This window comes from Bradyrhizobium sp. BR14999 (assembly GCF_056106085.1).
Genome location: NZ_CM148536.1, coordinates 5,548,775 through 5,561,218, shown reverse-complemented (window position 1 = coordinate 5,561,218; position 12,444 = coordinate 5,548,775). Strand labels below are relative to the sequence as shown.

The following is a 12,444-nucleotide window of genomic DNA, read 5'->3' as shown; positions in this document are numbered from 1 at the left end:
CGTTGTCGCTTGCGCGGGTGATAGCGGAATTCGCCTCGTCGAGCGATGCGCGATTGCGCCGAGCCCCTCATGCAAAAAGCTCCGCCCAGGGCGGAGCCTTCATTGCAAATTCAACGCGACGCTCAGCGGCCGAAGAACAGCCACAACAGAATGATCACCGGGATCGGCACGCCAAGCAGCCACAGCAACAGCCCTCTCGCCATCGCATCCTCCTCCAATCGGCTTCGTTGCGAAGAGAACGGCGGGCGAGGGGCCTTGTTCCTGCCGAGTGCCTTACCAGTGGCCGGTATTCGGCATCGACGACCACGGCTCCTGCGGCGGCTTCGGCTCGCCCTTCTGCAACAGCTCGATCGAGTGCAGGTCGGGCGAGCGGACGAACGCCATGTTGCCGTCGCGCGGCGGCCGGTTGATGGTGACGCCGGCCTTCATCAGCTTCTCGCAGGTGGCGTAGATGTCGTCGACCTCATAGGCGAGATGGCCGAAGAAGCGATCCTCGCCGTATTTCTCCTCGTCCCAATTATAGGTGAGCTCGACCAGCGGCGCGCCGCGGCTCGATGGCTGCTTCTTCAGCGCCTCGAGATCATCGGCCGAGCACAGAAACACCAGCGTGAAACGCCCCTTGTCGTTCTCGATCCGCCGCACCTCCTTCAAGCCCAGCGCATCCTGGTAAAACTTCAGCGCGACATCGAGATTGCGCACGCGCAGCATGGTGTGGAGATATCGCATGTTTCTTGCTCCCTGGATCGGATGGAGGGTTTTGGGTCGGCGGAGCCGGCGGGAGGGAGAGATAGCAGGAATTGGGGAGGAGGGGCAGGGGGCGGGGTACGGTGACAGTCCACTCAATTGACAGGCGCCGCTAGCGTTGATCGAAGGCGCGGGGAGCAGGACATCTGGCGAATGAATTTGTGCACTGTCACCCTAATACCAGACGATCTTACACACGACACAACAACAATTTCCTCGATCGCCTCGTCGCTGTAGCGGCTCACTGCGGTACGGTCATGAGTTCTAGCACGTGGCCGTCAGGGTCGCGAAAATAGACGCCGCGGCCGCCGTTCCAGTCGTTGAGCTTACCGTCGTCGAGGCTCCACGGTGCGCTGCCATAGGCGAGGTTCGCCTCGCGAATGCGGCCGAAGATGGCATCGAACTCGGCATCGCTGACGTGGAAGGCGTAGTGGTGGCTCTCGAACGCCTCGTCGTCGTCGAAGAGCAGCGTGAGCGTGTCGTTGATACGTACCGGCGCGAAATGGCCGTCTTTCGGATCGGCATGGAGGCCAAAAATGCGCGCAAAAAATTGTGCCGCTGCCCTCTTGTCGCGGGCCGGGACGATGGTGTGGTTGAGGGTGATAGTCATCGAAAGACCTCTCGCTCTCTGCTGACCCCTACGCGCTCGGTCGGCCTGAGACGCCTTATTCCTCGGGGGGTTGCAGACCCGATGACGTCAGCCATTCATCTATATGAGAAGCGGTTTCGAGCTGGCGCAGTTTGCTTTCTAGAAGATCACGCTGTGGTCCCGGCTGCGTATTTTCCAGTTCCGCTATGATGCGGGCACGTTCCGCGTTCAGGTTGTCGTCAATGTGGGATTGTGAGTGTCTTCCCATGGCACTCTCCTTTCCCTGCGTGAATTGGGAGGGAGCGCAAAACGGCGTTCTCATCACCGATCAAAGCACAGCGCCGTGCGGTGATAGAACCAGTGTGCACCCGGAACCGGCGCGACGCCAGAACAAAAGTCGACCCAGCGAACGTCTGCTGGAGGTCAATGGACTAAACCGCTCGCGCGGTAGGGCATGGTAGCTGGCAGCGCAGCTGAGAGGATAGCGCGACGAGGCGTCCTGTCTTGAGATGAGGGGTTCGCAACCTTCACCCAAGACAGGAGCCCCCCATGACCGACGAGGCAGTAAGCCCACTGCGCCGGCGCATGATCGAAGACATGACGATCCGGAAGTTCGCAGCCAAGACCCAACATGACTATGTTCAACGGGTCAAGCATTTCGCCGCGTTTCTCGGGCAATCACCCGATCTTGCGACCTTCGAGGACGTGCGTCGCTATCAGCTGCATCTGGCGACGGGCGGCGCCGGCGTGCCGACCATCAACCAGGCTGTCTCGACGTTGCGGTTCTTTTTCAAAGTCACCTTGAAGCGCCACGATATCATCGAGCACACTCAATTCATTCACGAGGCACGCAAGCTGCCGGTGGTACTGAGCGTGGAGGAAGTGGCACGGCTGCTCGATGCCGCACCGGGGCTCAAATACAAGGCGGCTCTCAGCGTGGCCTACGGTGCCGGGCTGCGTGCCAACGAGGTCGTCTCGCTCAAGGTCTCCGATATCGACAGCAAGCGGATGATCATCCGCGTCGAGCAGGGCAAGGGCGGCAAGGACCGCAATGTCATGCTGTCGCCCAGCCTGCTCGCGCTGCTACGGGCCTGGTGGAAGATGGCTCGGCCGCAAGGCTGGCTGTTCCCGGGCCGCGATCCGGCGCAGCAGATGACGACGCGCCAGCTCAATCGTGCCTGTCATGCCGCCGTGCAGATGGCGGAGATCAAAAAGCGCGTGTCGCTGCACACATTGCGCCACAGCTTCGCTACTCACCTCCTGGAGCAGAACGTCGACGTCCGCGTCATCCAGGTGCTGCTCGGCCACGCCAAGCTCGATACCACCGCGCTCTACACCCGCGTCGCCACCAAGACCATCAGCGAGGTCATGAGCCCGTTGGAGCACATCGCTCTCAAGCTCAAGGAGGCGCGGCCGCCCGGCTGACGCTGGGCACCTATGTCTCGCCCGGCTCTGGAGGTTGCGGATATCTTCCGCAGCCATGGCCCGGCATGGCGTCACGCCCATGCCGGCCATGTCAGCCTCGACCAGTTGAAGGTGATGTCGGCGATCGAGAGTTGCCGCACGGCAGCTCTCGGCGGCCATGTCGCGCGCTGCGAGGACTGTGCCTACACGTCCATCGCCTACAATTCCTGCCGCAATCGGCACTGCCCGAAGTGCCAGGGCGCCGCGGCGAAGCAGTGGCTCGCCGACCGTGAGGCCGAACTGCTGCCGGTGCCGTATTATCACGTTGTGTTCACGGTGCCGGCCCGGATCGCCGACATCGCCTATCACAACAGGGCCACCATCTACGATCTGCTGTTCAAGGTCTCGGCCGAGACCATGCTGACGATCGCCGCCGACCCGAAGCATCTCGGCGCCAGGATCGGCATTACGTCCGTGCTGCACACCTGGGGCTCGGCCATGACCCACCACCCGCACGTCCACATGATTGTGCCGGGCGGCGGCATCTCGCCCGACGGCCAGCGCTGGGTGGCCTGCCGGCCAGGGTTCTTCCTGCCGGTGCGTGTGCTCTCACGCCTGTTTCGGCGGCTGTTCCTCGAGCGCCTTGCCGCCCTCCACCAGGCCGGGCGCCTGAGCTTCTTCGGCAACGACGCTCATCTCGCCGGAGCACAATCATTCGCCGCGTTGCTCACAGCGTCGCGCAAGACGGAATGGGTCGTTTATGCCAAGCGTCCGTTTGGCGGTCCCGAGGCCGTGCTGGCCTATCTGTCGCGCTATACCCACCGCGTCGCTATCGCCAACAGCCGCCTGATCGCCCTCGGCCGGCACGGCGTCACCTTCAGCTGGAAGGATTACCGGGTCGAAGGCTACGACCGTCAAAAGCGGATGACGATCGCTGCAGACGAGTTCATCCGCCGCTTCCTCATCCACGTGCTGCCAAAGGGCTTCCACCGCATCCGCCACTACGGTCTGCTCGCGCGGAGCGCCTGCGCCGACAACGTTGCACGCGCGCGCGAACTGCTCGTCGTCAAGGATCGTAAGGATGAGCCGACCGAGACTGTCGTCGACAGCGGCAGGCCGCCGTGTCCATGCTGCGGCGGCCGCATGATCGTCATCGAGGTCTTCGAACAAGGCACAACGCCTCGCCATCAAGCGACCCCGCCAACCAGCGCCATCAGGATCGATACCTCATGAGCGCGCAACCGTCGCTCTGCAAAGCAGTTCGCCATGCCCGCCGCTCATCGACCGGCCACAACGGCATACGCCCCAACGGTCAGCTGTCGTCGCCAATCCGCCGACGATTGATCACGTTCGAAGCCATCTACCCATCATTCACCAGCCCCGCTACCCTCGCGCAGCTCGCTGCATTGCTTCGAACTCCATCGGCCAGTTCGCCCGCAGAGCTCAAATCCCCATAGAGCCCGCCGCACCCTTCCTGCCCACCATGCGCGGTTTCCTCCCTTGGAGGCTTTCGGACGCCGGCCGCCGAATGTGCCGCGCCATCAGTCATGCGGCCGGCATCCGAAACCCTTCACACATGGGGACGTCGCGGCCATATTCGACCTTGGCCCGTTCGCACCCCGCAAGCCGACGTTAGAGCGTAGAAACAGAGGCAGCTTTTTGGCCACAAGCAGACTCATGCATCGCAGCAAACGGCATCTCTATTCGATCACATCGTCGGCGCGGACGAGCAACGAGGGCGGCACGGTGAGGCTGAGCGCCTTTGCAGTCTTCAAGTTGATCACCAACTCGAATTTGGTTGGCCTCTCTACCCGCGCACTCGCACGCGTGCATCCGTTCTGGGCGGGCCGGGCTTCCCCGCAATCATTGGGGTCACTCGTCCAGCCCGGCCTTCTCCCGCATCTTGTCGATCAACTCCGACGCCTCGGCCTTGGTCAGCTTTTGTTCGGGCAGGTTCTGATGCGCCTGCTCGGCGAGGGTCTTAAGGTAGGATTCCTGGGCCCCCGTCATCGGGTCGTCTCCGGATACCCAGTCTTTCGGGTCCTTCTCGGTATTGTCTGCCATCACAATTCTCCTTCTCCGTCCAACGTCGGACTCGACTCGTCGTTCCGTTTTTGTTCTCATGGACCATATTCAAAATCGCGGGGCTGAACATGCCGGACCTGGACGTTGTCAGGCGGGAGATCGAACGGATGCGCATCCGGATGGGAAGGCAGAGGAAGGAGATCCTCCAATTGCAGCGGGCGGGTGTCGGGACGGCCTCGTCCGAAGCGCTGCTGTCGCGGATGGAGGCGAAGATTGAAAGTCTTTGCGCCCAGCGGGACGCGCTAAAGAGCGCGCCGCCGCGCCAGACCAAGGGCAGGGTGCTCGGCGGGAGGACATGGTGAGCAGGCGTTGGTTCGACGATGAGAGAGAGCTATCGCCCTTCCTGACCGCGCTCGAGGACGTTCGCCGAAGAGCGACGCGGGAAGGGTGGTGCTATGCCCACGTCCAGGCCATCATCGTGGCCATCGACCAGTACGCGGAAGCTGCGACCGGTAATCGCGAGTATTTCCTGAACAAGCCGGTTTCAATTGGTGAGAGCCGGAAGGCCGGGGACCTTCGGTGAGGGGCGGTTCTACTGCGGGACAGGCCGAGCGGTTACGGCGGTTGAACCCCGCTGACGACCGACGCGACCTATTGCCATGCTTCAAGGCCTGCTCAGCGCGATCGCGGAGATGCTCCTGTCTGCCGCATGGACCGCCATCGTCAGATTCTTCGGTCTGGAAAACGTCGCCGAAATCGTGACGGCGGTCTTCGGGCTTGGCTGTATCGTGATTGGCTTCACGGTCTATTTGCTGGGCGGCCAGTGAACGTGGCAAGGCTCGCTCGCGTCGTCGCAACACCCGCTGAAATATGTGCTGGTTGCAGCCATCGCGATCCTCATGGTGCTGGGATCACGGCTCCCGCTCCGGATCTTCAACCGACTCCGCGGATAACTTCCCGAAGTACCTTCCGGCTCGTGATGAAGCTGGCTTCGCTCGTTCGTTCGAGAGTCACCTCTCCCCAGCGGGGAGAGGTCGGATTGCGCTTGGCGATGCGAAGCATCGTCCGGTGCAATCCGGGTGAGGGGCCGCAGCGATCACTGGGGCTGTAACCCCTCACCCGGATCGCATCTTGCGATGCGATCCGACCTCTCCCTATGGGAGAGGTGCTCACGGCCCGCACCGATTCAATCAAAACGCATCCGCTTCAGGCTGCGATCCGTTGCTCGACCGGCGCCGTCAGGTATTTGAGCACTTCTGCGTGCTCGAGGTCAGGGACCGCGATGGCCGTGTGGCTGTACATCGCATGGCTCCGAGAGTTTGCGATCTTGTCCAGGATCTCTTTGCCTTTGATGACGTGGAGGCCCATGCCGTCACCAGAAGGGAAGATCGCGAGCACGACGTCATAAGCTGCGATGACGGCTCGCAGCGCTTCGGCCTTGTCCTCGGCGATATCGACAAAAACGCGTACATCAGCCGCGAGTTCACGCAGCTCGTTAAAATCCAGCACTGTGAGGATACTCCAACGCAACGATACTGATGCGAGATTGGAGGCGTTAGGTTACCGAAGTCTCAACAAGGCGTGCCGAGCCACAAGTTTCACGATGAGGTGACTCGTCGTGCTCGCTAGCGCTTGGCTTCGTCTTTGCGAAGCTTGGCCTCCGCAGCTTCGTCCACGAGGTTCAAGGCGAGGCCGTCATAGCTCAGCTTGAGCTCACGGCCGACGATCCATGTCCATCCCGCGTGGACCTTGATCGGCTGGGCGTTGAACTGGTCGGAGATCGATTTGACGGCGGCGTCCTGCGGCCCCGGATTGTTCAACTCCGCACGGACACGCCAGATCGGATGCTTGGCGTCAGCGTCGTCACTGTGGACCGTGACCTTGGCGGCATTGATCTCGCATTCGAGGGTGTACGAGCCCCGGATTTGGCGGCAGAGGAGGCGACGTTGACTGACGAGCTTGCTGGTCTCCTCGAACGTCATCCCCGGCGAGAAACCGAAGATGTCGGATTTCTTCACGAGGGCCAGGGACGCAGGCTTCAAGAAGCTCGGCTGGATGGCGACGAGGGCGGCAACTACAACAACGATCAAGCCGGCGATGACGATAGCGACCTTCATGAGTCCCCACGAGAAACCTTTCGACCATATAGCAGCCGCGGCGCGCTACCAGGCCGGCAAAAGCGAAAACCCCGCTTGGGGGAAGCGGGGCTTTCTGGTGGGGTGAAGCTTAGGGACTTCAATAAGTAAGACGCGCCAGGCGGCAAATGGTTCAAGAAGAATCGGCAAATGCTGCAACATCTTTCACAGGAAGTCGGGAACCCTAGAGAACCCCTGCTTGCGTTTTGGGCCTCGATAGGCTCTAAGCCCGGTCACTTCATGACCTCTGGCATGAATTAGAAGCGCGCCTCCGCGGTCCGGCCGCGTCCACAGCAGAGTTTACGCACGCGCATCCCTTCAAAGGAATTCAGAACATGGCGAAGATGACGAAGACCCAATTGATCGATGCAATTGCGGAAGGCACGCAGCTGTCGAAGAACGACGTGAAGTCGGTGATCGAATACATGGCGACGGTCGGCTACAAGGAGCTCAACGAGTCCGGCGAGTTCGTCATCCCCGGCTTCGTCAAGATGTCGGTGGTGAACAAGCCCGCGACCGAAGCCCGGATGGGCATCAATCCCTTCACCAAGGAGCCGATGCAGTTTGCGGCCAAGCCGGCGAGCAAGTCGGTCAAGGCCTCGCCGCTGAAGGTGGCCAAGGACGCCGTCTAAGGCGCCGGCGCTGACAAGAAAAACCCCGCGCTTTCGCACGGGGCTCTCTTGGCTGACGGCGTTGGGATTTCAGCGCCTAGCCGCCAACCATGCTCGTAACGTAAGGTTGAAAATCCAAAATGCAACAGCGCCGCGATGACGGAGTATGTTCGTCAAGCGGCGCTGCCGTATGACTGGGCCCTGAAATCCCCAGCCTCCATGGGTCCGCGCAGCGCGGAAAAGGTTCAAGCCGCTACGCCCTGTGGAATTTCGGGGAGGGGCTGGACACGTCGTTCTCATTTTGTTCTAGTCAGTCATCTTCCCTTGGAGGTGATTCATGACCGTCGAGAAACAGCGCGAAGTGATCAGGCTCTGGAACGAGCTCAGGAAGCTGGAGGGCCCGGCCGCAGAAGAGCTGCGCATCCAGATCCTGGAATGTTTTCGGAGAAGGGAAAAGCAAAGCGGGCGGCGTGAGTGGATCGGCGGGCGTCGACGCTGATGCCTTTGAAACGAACGTGTGACGGAACGAAGGTGTGACGGAACGCGTTCGCGCAGCATGACGTTGCCCGCAATGCGCCAAGCCGATGACGGCAAACTCAGCCAACAGCTTTCGGTGCGAGCCGTGCCGCGAGATCGTCATCGTGTTCACAGTCGCCTCGAAATCCGTGTCGCCGAAAATTTTGCCGCCGAAGAGTCTTGCACCGAGGGTGACGGCGCCCGCTTTCATCGATCGTTAGGATTCGCGTCTCTCTGATTTTTCCGACTCCGATTCGTTCTTTGCGAACGAAATGGAGTCGGATGCAGAACAAGCCGTGCCTTCTGTATCGATGCGGGACATGTCGGTCACGGCAGGCTTTCGCAGGCAGTCGTTTGTTGCGACCGCGACTCGCGGCTGCGCCAAGACAAACTGTCGGTGCCGCAGCGATCGACCTCACGTGATCGGGCGCTCACCGCGCGCGTTCACACCACTTGTTAAGAGTTGCTCCGCGCCGATTTCTTCGAGTCCGATTCGTTCTTCGCGAACGAAAGGGAGTCGAAGCTGGAACAAAGGCGGTCGTCGCGCGGCGAGCCAGGGGCGGCGCAACGCCTAACGAAAGCTTCCGCGAAAGCCGATAACCCTATTCGGTTAGGTTAAAAGCCCAATCGCGTTGCGCTTGCCGCTACTTGGGATAGGTGTGTGGCAACGACAATCAAGAAGCGATTTTGCGAAGAAGCCATTTTGTCATGACGCCATTTTCAGAGCCGTCCTTTCATCAAGGCGATCGCCACACCTACCGGCGCGTCGCCATCGTCGGCACGCTCTTCTGTCTCGCTTTCGTGGTGATCAGCTTTTCGCTGCGGCCGCAGGCCGAGGACACGCGTGTCGCGGTCAAGGCCGATCGGCTGGTGCGCACGGCAGGGCAAGCCCTGCACGCAAACTAGCGCTTCTCGCCGCAGATCCGGTCGTCCGCGGACCTATCCCGGAACGTGCCGCCGCGCGTCGCGAGCGCCACGAAACCGGCATAGCCGGACAGGTTGAGCAGGACTTCGAGCCACGCGGGCATGTCGGGCCTCTTCTGCCTGAAGACGACCTCAACGTGTGCGCGAAAATCTTGTTCCGCGCTCACAAAAAGAAACGTCGTTCGGTGCCGCGACGAAGGATCGAACTGCCCGCCGAAGGCCGCAACGCTGGCCGCCGCTATGGTCTGCTGCATCTCTCCCGCGAAACTAAAAAACCCCGCCAGCACCGCGGAGGATGCTGACGAGGTCTTCGTGCTGTCGCCTCAACCCGGATGGCGGAGGCTTCCGCACTTACGATGTCAATCCGCGCGGCGAGCGTTCGTTCCCGCCGGTTCATTGTTTTTTGACCGTTTTCGGTTCCGCGCTGCGCGCAACCATCGCAGGCCCTCGCCGTTGTCCCGCGAGACGCGCGAAGGAGGATAATCATGAAGAAGATACTGGCAGTTCTGGCCACCGTCGCAGCCGTCGGCGTAACCGCGGTCGCGGCGCCTGCGCCAGCCGAGGCGCGCGGCCGCGGCATTGGTCCGGGCCTCGCATTCGGCCTTGCCGCCGGCGCAATTACGGCGGGCGCAGTCGCAGCATCGCATCCCTATGGCTATTACGGGCCGGGCTACGGCTATTATGACGGCCCGGGCTACTATTACGGACCGGGTCCCTACGCCTATTACGGCGGCGGACCGTACTACCGGCACCACTACTGGCGGCACTGGTAGCGAGTTAGAAGCGAAAAGCCCGGAGCGAGGCTCCGGGCTTTTTTTTCGTTCGTATGCGCGTGACGTCACGCCCTACGGCCAGAGCGAGGGACGTTCGACCTTGCGGGCATTCTCGAGCGTCGACACGAAATATTCCTCGCGCTCCCGCTTGAACTTCTCCTGGGTGGCGCGGAAGGCGGCAACACGGGTGGCGATCTCCTCGCGTTCGCGAGCTTTGCGTTCTTCATCTTCGGTCATATCCATCCCCTCTGTTCGCACCTGTTTCCACTGACCTCGAGCACTGCCGCCGCATCGCGCTGCGAGTCGGATTCGATACATCCATTGGGGCTCCCGAATGGGGCGTCAATGGGGAGGAGGCATTGCAGGATTGTGATATGCGATGGGCGGCAGGAATTGCCGAGTCTGTTTCTGTTCGCTCTTTTCATCACGGTGGATAAGACCGTCAATAATCTTGCCGCTTGTGCGTCTTGCAGCGAGGGCAACACACATCGGGAGCAGCGCGTGATAGCATCGGATCTTCGCAGCGGCGTTGAACGACTCGGCGACATGATCGCCGAAGCGAAGCGAATCGTGCCGTTCACCGGTGCCGGCATCTCGACCGAATGCGGCATCCCTGACTTCCGCTCGCCGGGCGGAATCTGGACGCGCAACCGTCCAATCCCGTTCGAAGAGTTCGTGGCGAGCCAGGAGGCGCGCGACGAATCCTGGCGCCGGCGCTTTGCGATGGAGGAGGTGTTCGCGGCGGCAAAGCCGGGCCGCGGTCACCGCGCTTTGGCCTCACTCTACCGCGCCGGCAAGGTTCCCGCCGTCATCACCCAGAACATCGACAATCTGCACCAGGCCTCGGGGCTGGCCGCCGAGCACGTGATTGAACTTCACGGAAATACTACCTATGCGCGATGTATCGGATGCGGGCAGGCCTATCAGCTCGACTGGGTGAAGCGCCGTTTCGACGAGGAGGGCGCCGCGCCCAATTGCACCATGTGCGACGAGCCGGTGAAGACCGCCACGATTTCGTTCGGCCAGATGATGCCCGAGGACGAAATGCAGCGCGCAGCTGCGCTGTCGCAGACCTGCGACCTCTTCATCGCGATCGGTTCCTCGCTGGTGGTGTGGCCGGCGGCGGGCTTTCCGATGATGGCGAAGAACGCCGGCGCACGTCTTGTGATCATCAATCGCGAGCCCACCGAGCAGGACGACATCGCCGACCTCGTGATCCATCACGACATCGGCGAAGCGCTCGGGCCCTTTGCCGGCAATTGAGGCATCAATTTGATTCGCGGCTGTGCAAGCTGTTCATAGGTTCCGGCGAATCTCTTTTTTGTCTATGCCTCGCAACCGGGAGTGTTATCTTTTGAGTCGAAAGATTCGCGTCGCGTCGAATTGAGAACATTCTCTTAAGACGCGTGATTCGAGCGCCGCCAAAGTGGCGGGTTGCATGGCAGTGTGGGGTCCGGGGTTATGGGGTCGTCGGACGGATTTGAGTCCAAGAAGGTCGGAGTTCCCGTGGGCGAGCACGGCAGCGGTCGCGACAGCGCGCTCAGCCCCTTCACCGGACTGGGTGAGGGCAGCGCCAACCTCGTCGAGGTTCACGGCGTCATCAAATGGTTCGACGCCTCAAAGGGCTACGGCTTCATCGTGCCCGACAATGGCTGGCCCGACGTGCTGCTGCACGTCACCGTACTCAGGCGCGACGGCTTCCAGACTGCTTACGAGGGAGCCCGCATCGTCGTTGAGTGCGTCCAGCGCGCCAAGGGCTATCAGGCATTCCGCGTGGTCTCGATGGACGAATCCACCGCGATCCATCCGGCGCAGATGCTGCCGCCGCGCACCCACGTCACGGTCACGCCGACCAGCGGCCTGGAGCGGGCCCAAGTCAAATGGTTCAACCGGCTGCGCGGCTTCGGCTTCCTGACCTGCGGCGAGGGCACGCCCGACATCTTCGTGCACATGGAGACACTGCGCCGCTTCGGCATGACTGAGCTGCGCCCCGGCCAATATGTGCTGGTCCGGTTCGGGCCCGGCTCCAAGGGCATGATGGCGGCTGAGATCCATCCCGAGACCGGGTCGCCGGGCTTGCAGTCGCACTAAGGCACCCCATTCCCGCAATCGTGAGCAGAGGCGCGCCGGCCAGCCAGCGCGCCTCTGGCTTTTCCGACGACCGTTGCGTAAGGACTGTTCCAGTCCCACGCCGCGAGTGCCCCCATGAATTCTGATCGAAAGGCCGTCTGGTCCGTTGCGAAGGGCTGGCTTGCCGCCATCCTCGTCGTTGCCGGCATGGCAGTCGCAATCGGATCTGTTCGCGCCGCGAGCTTCCAGCCGCTCGAGATCGTCACCAGAAACGGCGTCCAGGTGTTCTCGGTCGAGATGGCGACGACCGAGCAGGAGAAGCAGACCGGCCTGATGTATCGCAAGGAACTGGCCGACGGCAAAGGCATGCTGTTCGACTTCAATCCCGAGCAGGAAGTGTCGATGTGGATGAAGAACACCTACGTCTCGCTCGACATGATCTTCATCCGCGCCGACGGCCGCATCCTGCGCATCGCCGAAAACACCGAGCCGATGTCGACCAAGATCATCTCGTCCCAGGGGCCGGCCCGGGCGGTGCTGGAGGTGGTGGCGGGAACGGCGCAGAAATACGGCATCCGTCCTGGCGACCGGGTCGCCCACCCGCTGTTCGGCAGCAAATAGGCGCCCGGGAACGGCGTCATTGGCGCCTTGCT

20 protein-coding genes are annotated in these 12,444 nt (G+C 61.8%); 11 read left to right on the top strand and 9 right to left on the bottom strand.

Translation table 11 applies throughout. The features are described 5' to 3' along the window. Nucleotides 1-273: 273 nt before the first annotated feature. The 3 genes from ACR9YP_RS25995 to ACR9YP_RS25985 form a co-directional block, all read right to left on the bottom strand. Complete coding sequence (locus tag ACR9YP_RS25995; RefSeq protein ID WP_091887845.1) at nucleotides 274-726, bottom strand: VOC family protein; 453 nt, start codon at nucleotides 724-726, stop codon at nucleotides 274-276. Nucleotides 727-985: 259 nt separating this feature from the next. Then, on the bottom strand, nucleotides 986-1,354 hold the full coding sequence (locus tag ACR9YP_RS25990; protein ID WP_027576603.1) for a VOC family protein: 369 nt from the start codon (nucleotides 1,352-1,354) through the stop codon (nucleotides 986-988). A gap of 55 nt (nucleotides 1,355-1,409) precedes the next feature. After that, nucleotides 1,410-1,601, bottom strand: coding sequence for a hypothetical protein (locus ACR9YP_RS25985; protein WP_128942208.1), 192 nt, complete (start codon nucleotides 1,599-1,601; stop codon nucleotides 1,410-1,412). A gap of 281 nt (nucleotides 1,602-1,882) precedes the next feature. Between ACR9YP_RS25985 and ACR9YP_RS25980 the strand changes: the two genes are divergently transcribed. Both ACR9YP_RS25980 and ACR9YP_RS25975 read left to right on the top strand, forming a co-directional pair. Then, nucleotides 1,883-2,758, top strand: a complete 876-nt coding sequence (locus ACR9YP_RS25980) for a tyrosine-type recombinase/integrase (protein WP_438104197.1) — start codon at nucleotides 1,883-1,885, stop codon at nucleotides 2,756-2,758. Between the two features lie 12 nt (nucleotides 2,759-2,770). Then, a complete protein-coding gene (locus tag ACR9YP_RS25975) occupies nucleotides 2,771-3,970 on the top strand; it encodes an IS91 family transposase (protein WP_438104195.1) in 1,200 nt (399 codons plus the stop codon). A 639-nt stretch (nucleotides 3,971-4,609) separates the two neighbouring features. Here the strand turns inward: ACR9YP_RS25975 and ACR9YP_RS25970 are convergent. Continuing rightward, nucleotides 4,610-4,801: a DUF3072 domain-containing protein gene (locus tag ACR9YP_RS25970; protein ID WP_370987412.1), complete on the bottom strand. Its 192-nt coding sequence runs from the start codon at nucleotides 4,799-4,801 to the stop codon at nucleotides 4,610-4,612. An 89-nt stretch (nucleotides 4,802-4,890) separates the two neighbouring features. Here ACR9YP_RS25970 and ACR9YP_RS25965 point away from each other — a divergent pair, with 89 nt between their 5' ends. The 3 genes from ACR9YP_RS25965 (at nucleotide 4,891) to ACR9YP_RS25955 (ending at nucleotide 5,589) form a co-directional block, all read left to right on the top strand. Next, on the top strand, nucleotides 4,891-5,124 hold the full coding sequence (locus tag ACR9YP_RS25965; protein ID WP_474217485.1) for a hypothetical protein: 234 nt from the start codon (nucleotides 4,891-4,893) through the stop codon (nucleotides 5,122-5,124). Beyond that, entirely contained in the window at nucleotides 5,118-5,345 is a 228-nt protein-coding gene (locus ACR9YP_RS25960) for a hypothetical protein (protein WP_474217484.1), read from the top strand. The genes ACR9YP_RS25965 and ACR9YP_RS25960 overlap by 7 nt, the downstream gene beginning before the upstream one ends. Nucleotides 5,346-5,421: 76 nt before the next feature. Beyond that, nucleotides 5,422-5,589, top strand: coding sequence for a hypothetical protein (locus ACR9YP_RS25955; RefSeq protein ID WP_474217483.1), 168 nt, complete (start codon nucleotides 5,422-5,424; stop codon nucleotides 5,587-5,589). 379 nt (nucleotides 5,590-5,968) lie between these two features. On the opposite strand, the gene ACR9YP_RS25950 is transcribed toward ACR9YP_RS25955, so the two are convergent. Both ACR9YP_RS25950 and ACR9YP_RS25945 read right to left on the bottom strand, forming a co-directional pair. Next, nucleotides 5,969-6,271 carry a hypothetical protein gene (locus tag ACR9YP_RS25950; protein ID WP_091887822.1) on the bottom strand — a complete coding sequence of 101 codons (303 nt, stop codon included), beginning with the start codon at nucleotides 6,269-6,271 and terminating at the stop codon, nucleotides 5,969-5,971. Nucleotides 6,272-6,387: 116 nt separating this feature from the next. Further along, nucleotides 6,388-6,879 (bottom strand): hypothetical protein, encoded by a 492-nt coding sequence (locus tag ACR9YP_RS25945; protein ID WP_474217482.1) that lies wholly within the window; start codon nucleotides 6,877-6,879, stop codon nucleotides 6,388-6,390. Nucleotides 6,880-7,232: 353 nt separating this feature from the next. Here ACR9YP_RS25945 and ACR9YP_RS25940 point away from each other — a divergent pair, with 353 nt between their 5' ends. After that, a complete protein-coding gene (locus ACR9YP_RS25940; RefSeq protein ID WP_008558895.1) occupies nucleotides 7,233-7,529 on the top strand; it encodes an HU family DNA-binding protein in 297 nt (98 codons plus the stop codon). A gap of 289 nt (nucleotides 7,530-7,818) precedes the next feature. Here the strand turns inward: ACR9YP_RS25940 and ACR9YP_RS25935 are convergent, their stop codons facing one another. Continuing rightward, on the bottom strand, nucleotides 7,819-8,235 hold the full coding sequence (locus ACR9YP_RS25935; RefSeq protein ID WP_474217481.1) for a hypothetical protein: 417 nt from the start codon (nucleotides 8,233-8,235) through the stop codon (nucleotides 7,819-7,821). A gap of 497 nt (nucleotides 8,236-8,732) precedes the next feature. Here ACR9YP_RS25935 and ACR9YP_RS25930 point away from each other — a divergent pair, with 497 nt between their 5' ends. Beyond that, a complete protein-coding gene (locus ACR9YP_RS25930) occupies nucleotides 8,733-8,930 on the top strand; it encodes a hypothetical protein (protein WP_091887818.1) in 198 nt (65 codons plus the stop codon). Here the strand turns inward: ACR9YP_RS25930 and ACR9YP_RS25925 are convergent. After that, on the bottom strand, nucleotides 8,927-9,202 hold the full coding sequence (locus tag ACR9YP_RS25925) for a hypothetical protein (RefSeq protein ID WP_474217480.1): 276 nt from the start codon (nucleotides 9,200-9,202) through the stop codon (nucleotides 8,927-8,929). The genes ACR9YP_RS25930 and ACR9YP_RS25925 overlap by 4 nt on opposite strands. Nucleotides 9,203-9,433: 231 nt before the next feature. Here ACR9YP_RS25925 and ACR9YP_RS25920 point away from each other — a divergent pair, with 231 nt between their 5' ends. Next, nucleotides 9,434-9,721, top strand: a complete 288-nt coding sequence (locus tag ACR9YP_RS25920) for a hypothetical protein (protein ID WP_370987404.1) — start codon at nucleotides 9,434-9,436, stop codon at nucleotides 9,719-9,721. A gap of 72 nt (nucleotides 9,722-9,793) precedes the next feature. Here ACR9YP_RS25920 and ACR9YP_RS25915 read toward each other — a convergent pair whose 3' ends face one another. After that, the gene (locus ACR9YP_RS25915; protein WP_164935006.1) at nucleotides 9,794-9,958 is read right to left on the bottom strand and encodes a hypothetical protein; all 165 of its coding nucleotides are present in this window, start codon (nucleotides 9,956-9,958) and stop codon (nucleotides 9,794-9,796) included. A gap of 264 nt (nucleotides 9,959-10,222) precedes the next feature. Here ACR9YP_RS25915 and ACR9YP_RS25910 point away from each other — a divergent pair, with 264 nt between their 5' ends. From ACR9YP_RS25910 to ACR9YP_RS25900, 3 genes are all read left to right on the top strand, one after another. Next, a complete protein-coding gene (locus ACR9YP_RS25910; RefSeq protein WP_370987403.1) occupies nucleotides 10,223-10,984 on the top strand; it encodes an SIR2 family NAD-dependent protein deacylase in 762 nt (253 codons plus the stop codon). Nucleotides 10,985-11,182: 198 nt separating this feature from the next. Continuing rightward, nucleotides 11,183-11,812 carry a cold-shock protein gene (locus ACR9YP_RS25905; protein WP_164935008.1) on the top strand — a complete coding sequence of 210 codons (630 nt, stop codon included), beginning with the start codon at nucleotides 11,183-11,185 and terminating at the stop codon, nucleotides 11,810-11,812. Nucleotides 11,813-11,926: 114 nt separating this feature from the next. Continuing rightward, the gene (locus ACR9YP_RS25900) at nucleotides 11,927-12,412 is read left to right on the top strand and encodes a DUF192 domain-containing protein (RefSeq protein ID WP_128944356.1); all 486 of its coding nucleotides are present in this window, start codon (nucleotides 11,927-11,929) and stop codon (nucleotides 12,410-12,412) included. Nucleotides 12,413-12,444 lie beyond the last annotated feature (32 nt).

Coding starts and splice junctions, on each gene's coding strand:
- ACR9YP_RS25935 (WP_474217481.1), bottom strand. CDS start 8,235: ATGAAAGCGGGCGCCGTCACCCTCGGTGCAAGACTCTTCGGCGGCAAA.
- ACR9YP_RS25965 (WP_474217485.1), top strand. CDS start 4,891: ATGCCGGACCTGGACGTTGTCAGGCGGGAGATCGAACGGATGCGCATC.
- ACR9YP_RS25990 (WP_027576603.1), bottom strand. CDS start 1,354: ATGACTATCACCCTCAACCACACCATCGTCCCGGCCCGCGACAAGAGG.
- ACR9YP_RS25970 (WP_370987412.1), bottom strand. CDS start 4,801: ATGGCAGACAATACCGAGAAGGACCCGAAAGACTGGGTATCCGGAGAC.
- ACR9YP_RS25930 (WP_091887818.1), top strand. CDS start 8,733: ATGACGCCATTTTCAGAGCCGTCCTTTCATCAAGGCGATCGCCACACC.
- ACR9YP_RS25980 (WP_438104197.1), top strand. CDS start 1,883: ATGACCGACGAGGCAGTAAGCCCACTGCGCCGGCGCATGATCGAAGAC.
- ACR9YP_RS25995 (WP_091887845.1), bottom strand. CDS start 726: ATGCGATATCTCCACACCATGCTGCGCGTGCGCAATCTCGATGTCGCG.
- ACR9YP_RS25900 (WP_128944356.1), top strand. CDS start 11,927: ATGAATTCTGATCGAAAGGCCGTCTGGTCCGTTGCGAAGGGCTGGCTT.
- ACR9YP_RS25940 (WP_008558895.1), top strand. CDS start 7,233: ATGGCGAAGATGACGAAGACCCAATTGATCGATGCAATTGCGGAAGGC.
- ACR9YP_RS25925 (WP_474217480.1), bottom strand. CDS start 9,202: ATGCAGCAGACCATAGCGGCGGCCAGCGTTGCGGCCTTCGGCGGGCAG.
- ACR9YP_RS25985 (WP_128942208.1), bottom strand. CDS start 1,601: ATGGGAAGACACTCACAATCCCACATTGACGACAACCTGAACGCGGAA.
- ACR9YP_RS25945 (WP_474217482.1), bottom strand. CDS start 6,879: ATGAAGGTCGCTATCGTCATCGCCGGCTTGATCGTTGTTGTAGTTGCC.
- ACR9YP_RS25960 (WP_474217484.1), top strand. CDS start 5,118: ATGGTGAGCAGGCGTTGGTTCGACGATGAGAGAGAGCTATCGCCCTTC.
- ACR9YP_RS25955 (WP_474217483.1), top strand. CDS start 5,422: ATGCTTCAAGGCCTGCTCAGCGCGATCGCGGAGATGCTCCTGTCTGCC.
- ACR9YP_RS25920 (WP_370987404.1), top strand. CDS start 9,434: ATGAAGAAGATACTGGCAGTTCTGGCCACCGTCGCAGCCGTCGGCGTA.
- ACR9YP_RS25975 (WP_438104195.1), top strand. CDS start 2,771: ATGTCTCGCCCGGCTCTGGAGGTTGCGGATATCTTCCGCAGCCATGGC.
- ACR9YP_RS25915 (WP_164935006.1), bottom strand. CDS start 9,958: ATGACCGAAGATGAAGAACGCAAAGCTCGCGAACGCGAGGAGATCGCC.
- ACR9YP_RS25905 (WP_164935008.1), top strand. CDS start 11,183: ATGGGGTCGTCGGACGGATTTGAGTCCAAGAAGGTCGGAGTTCCCGTG.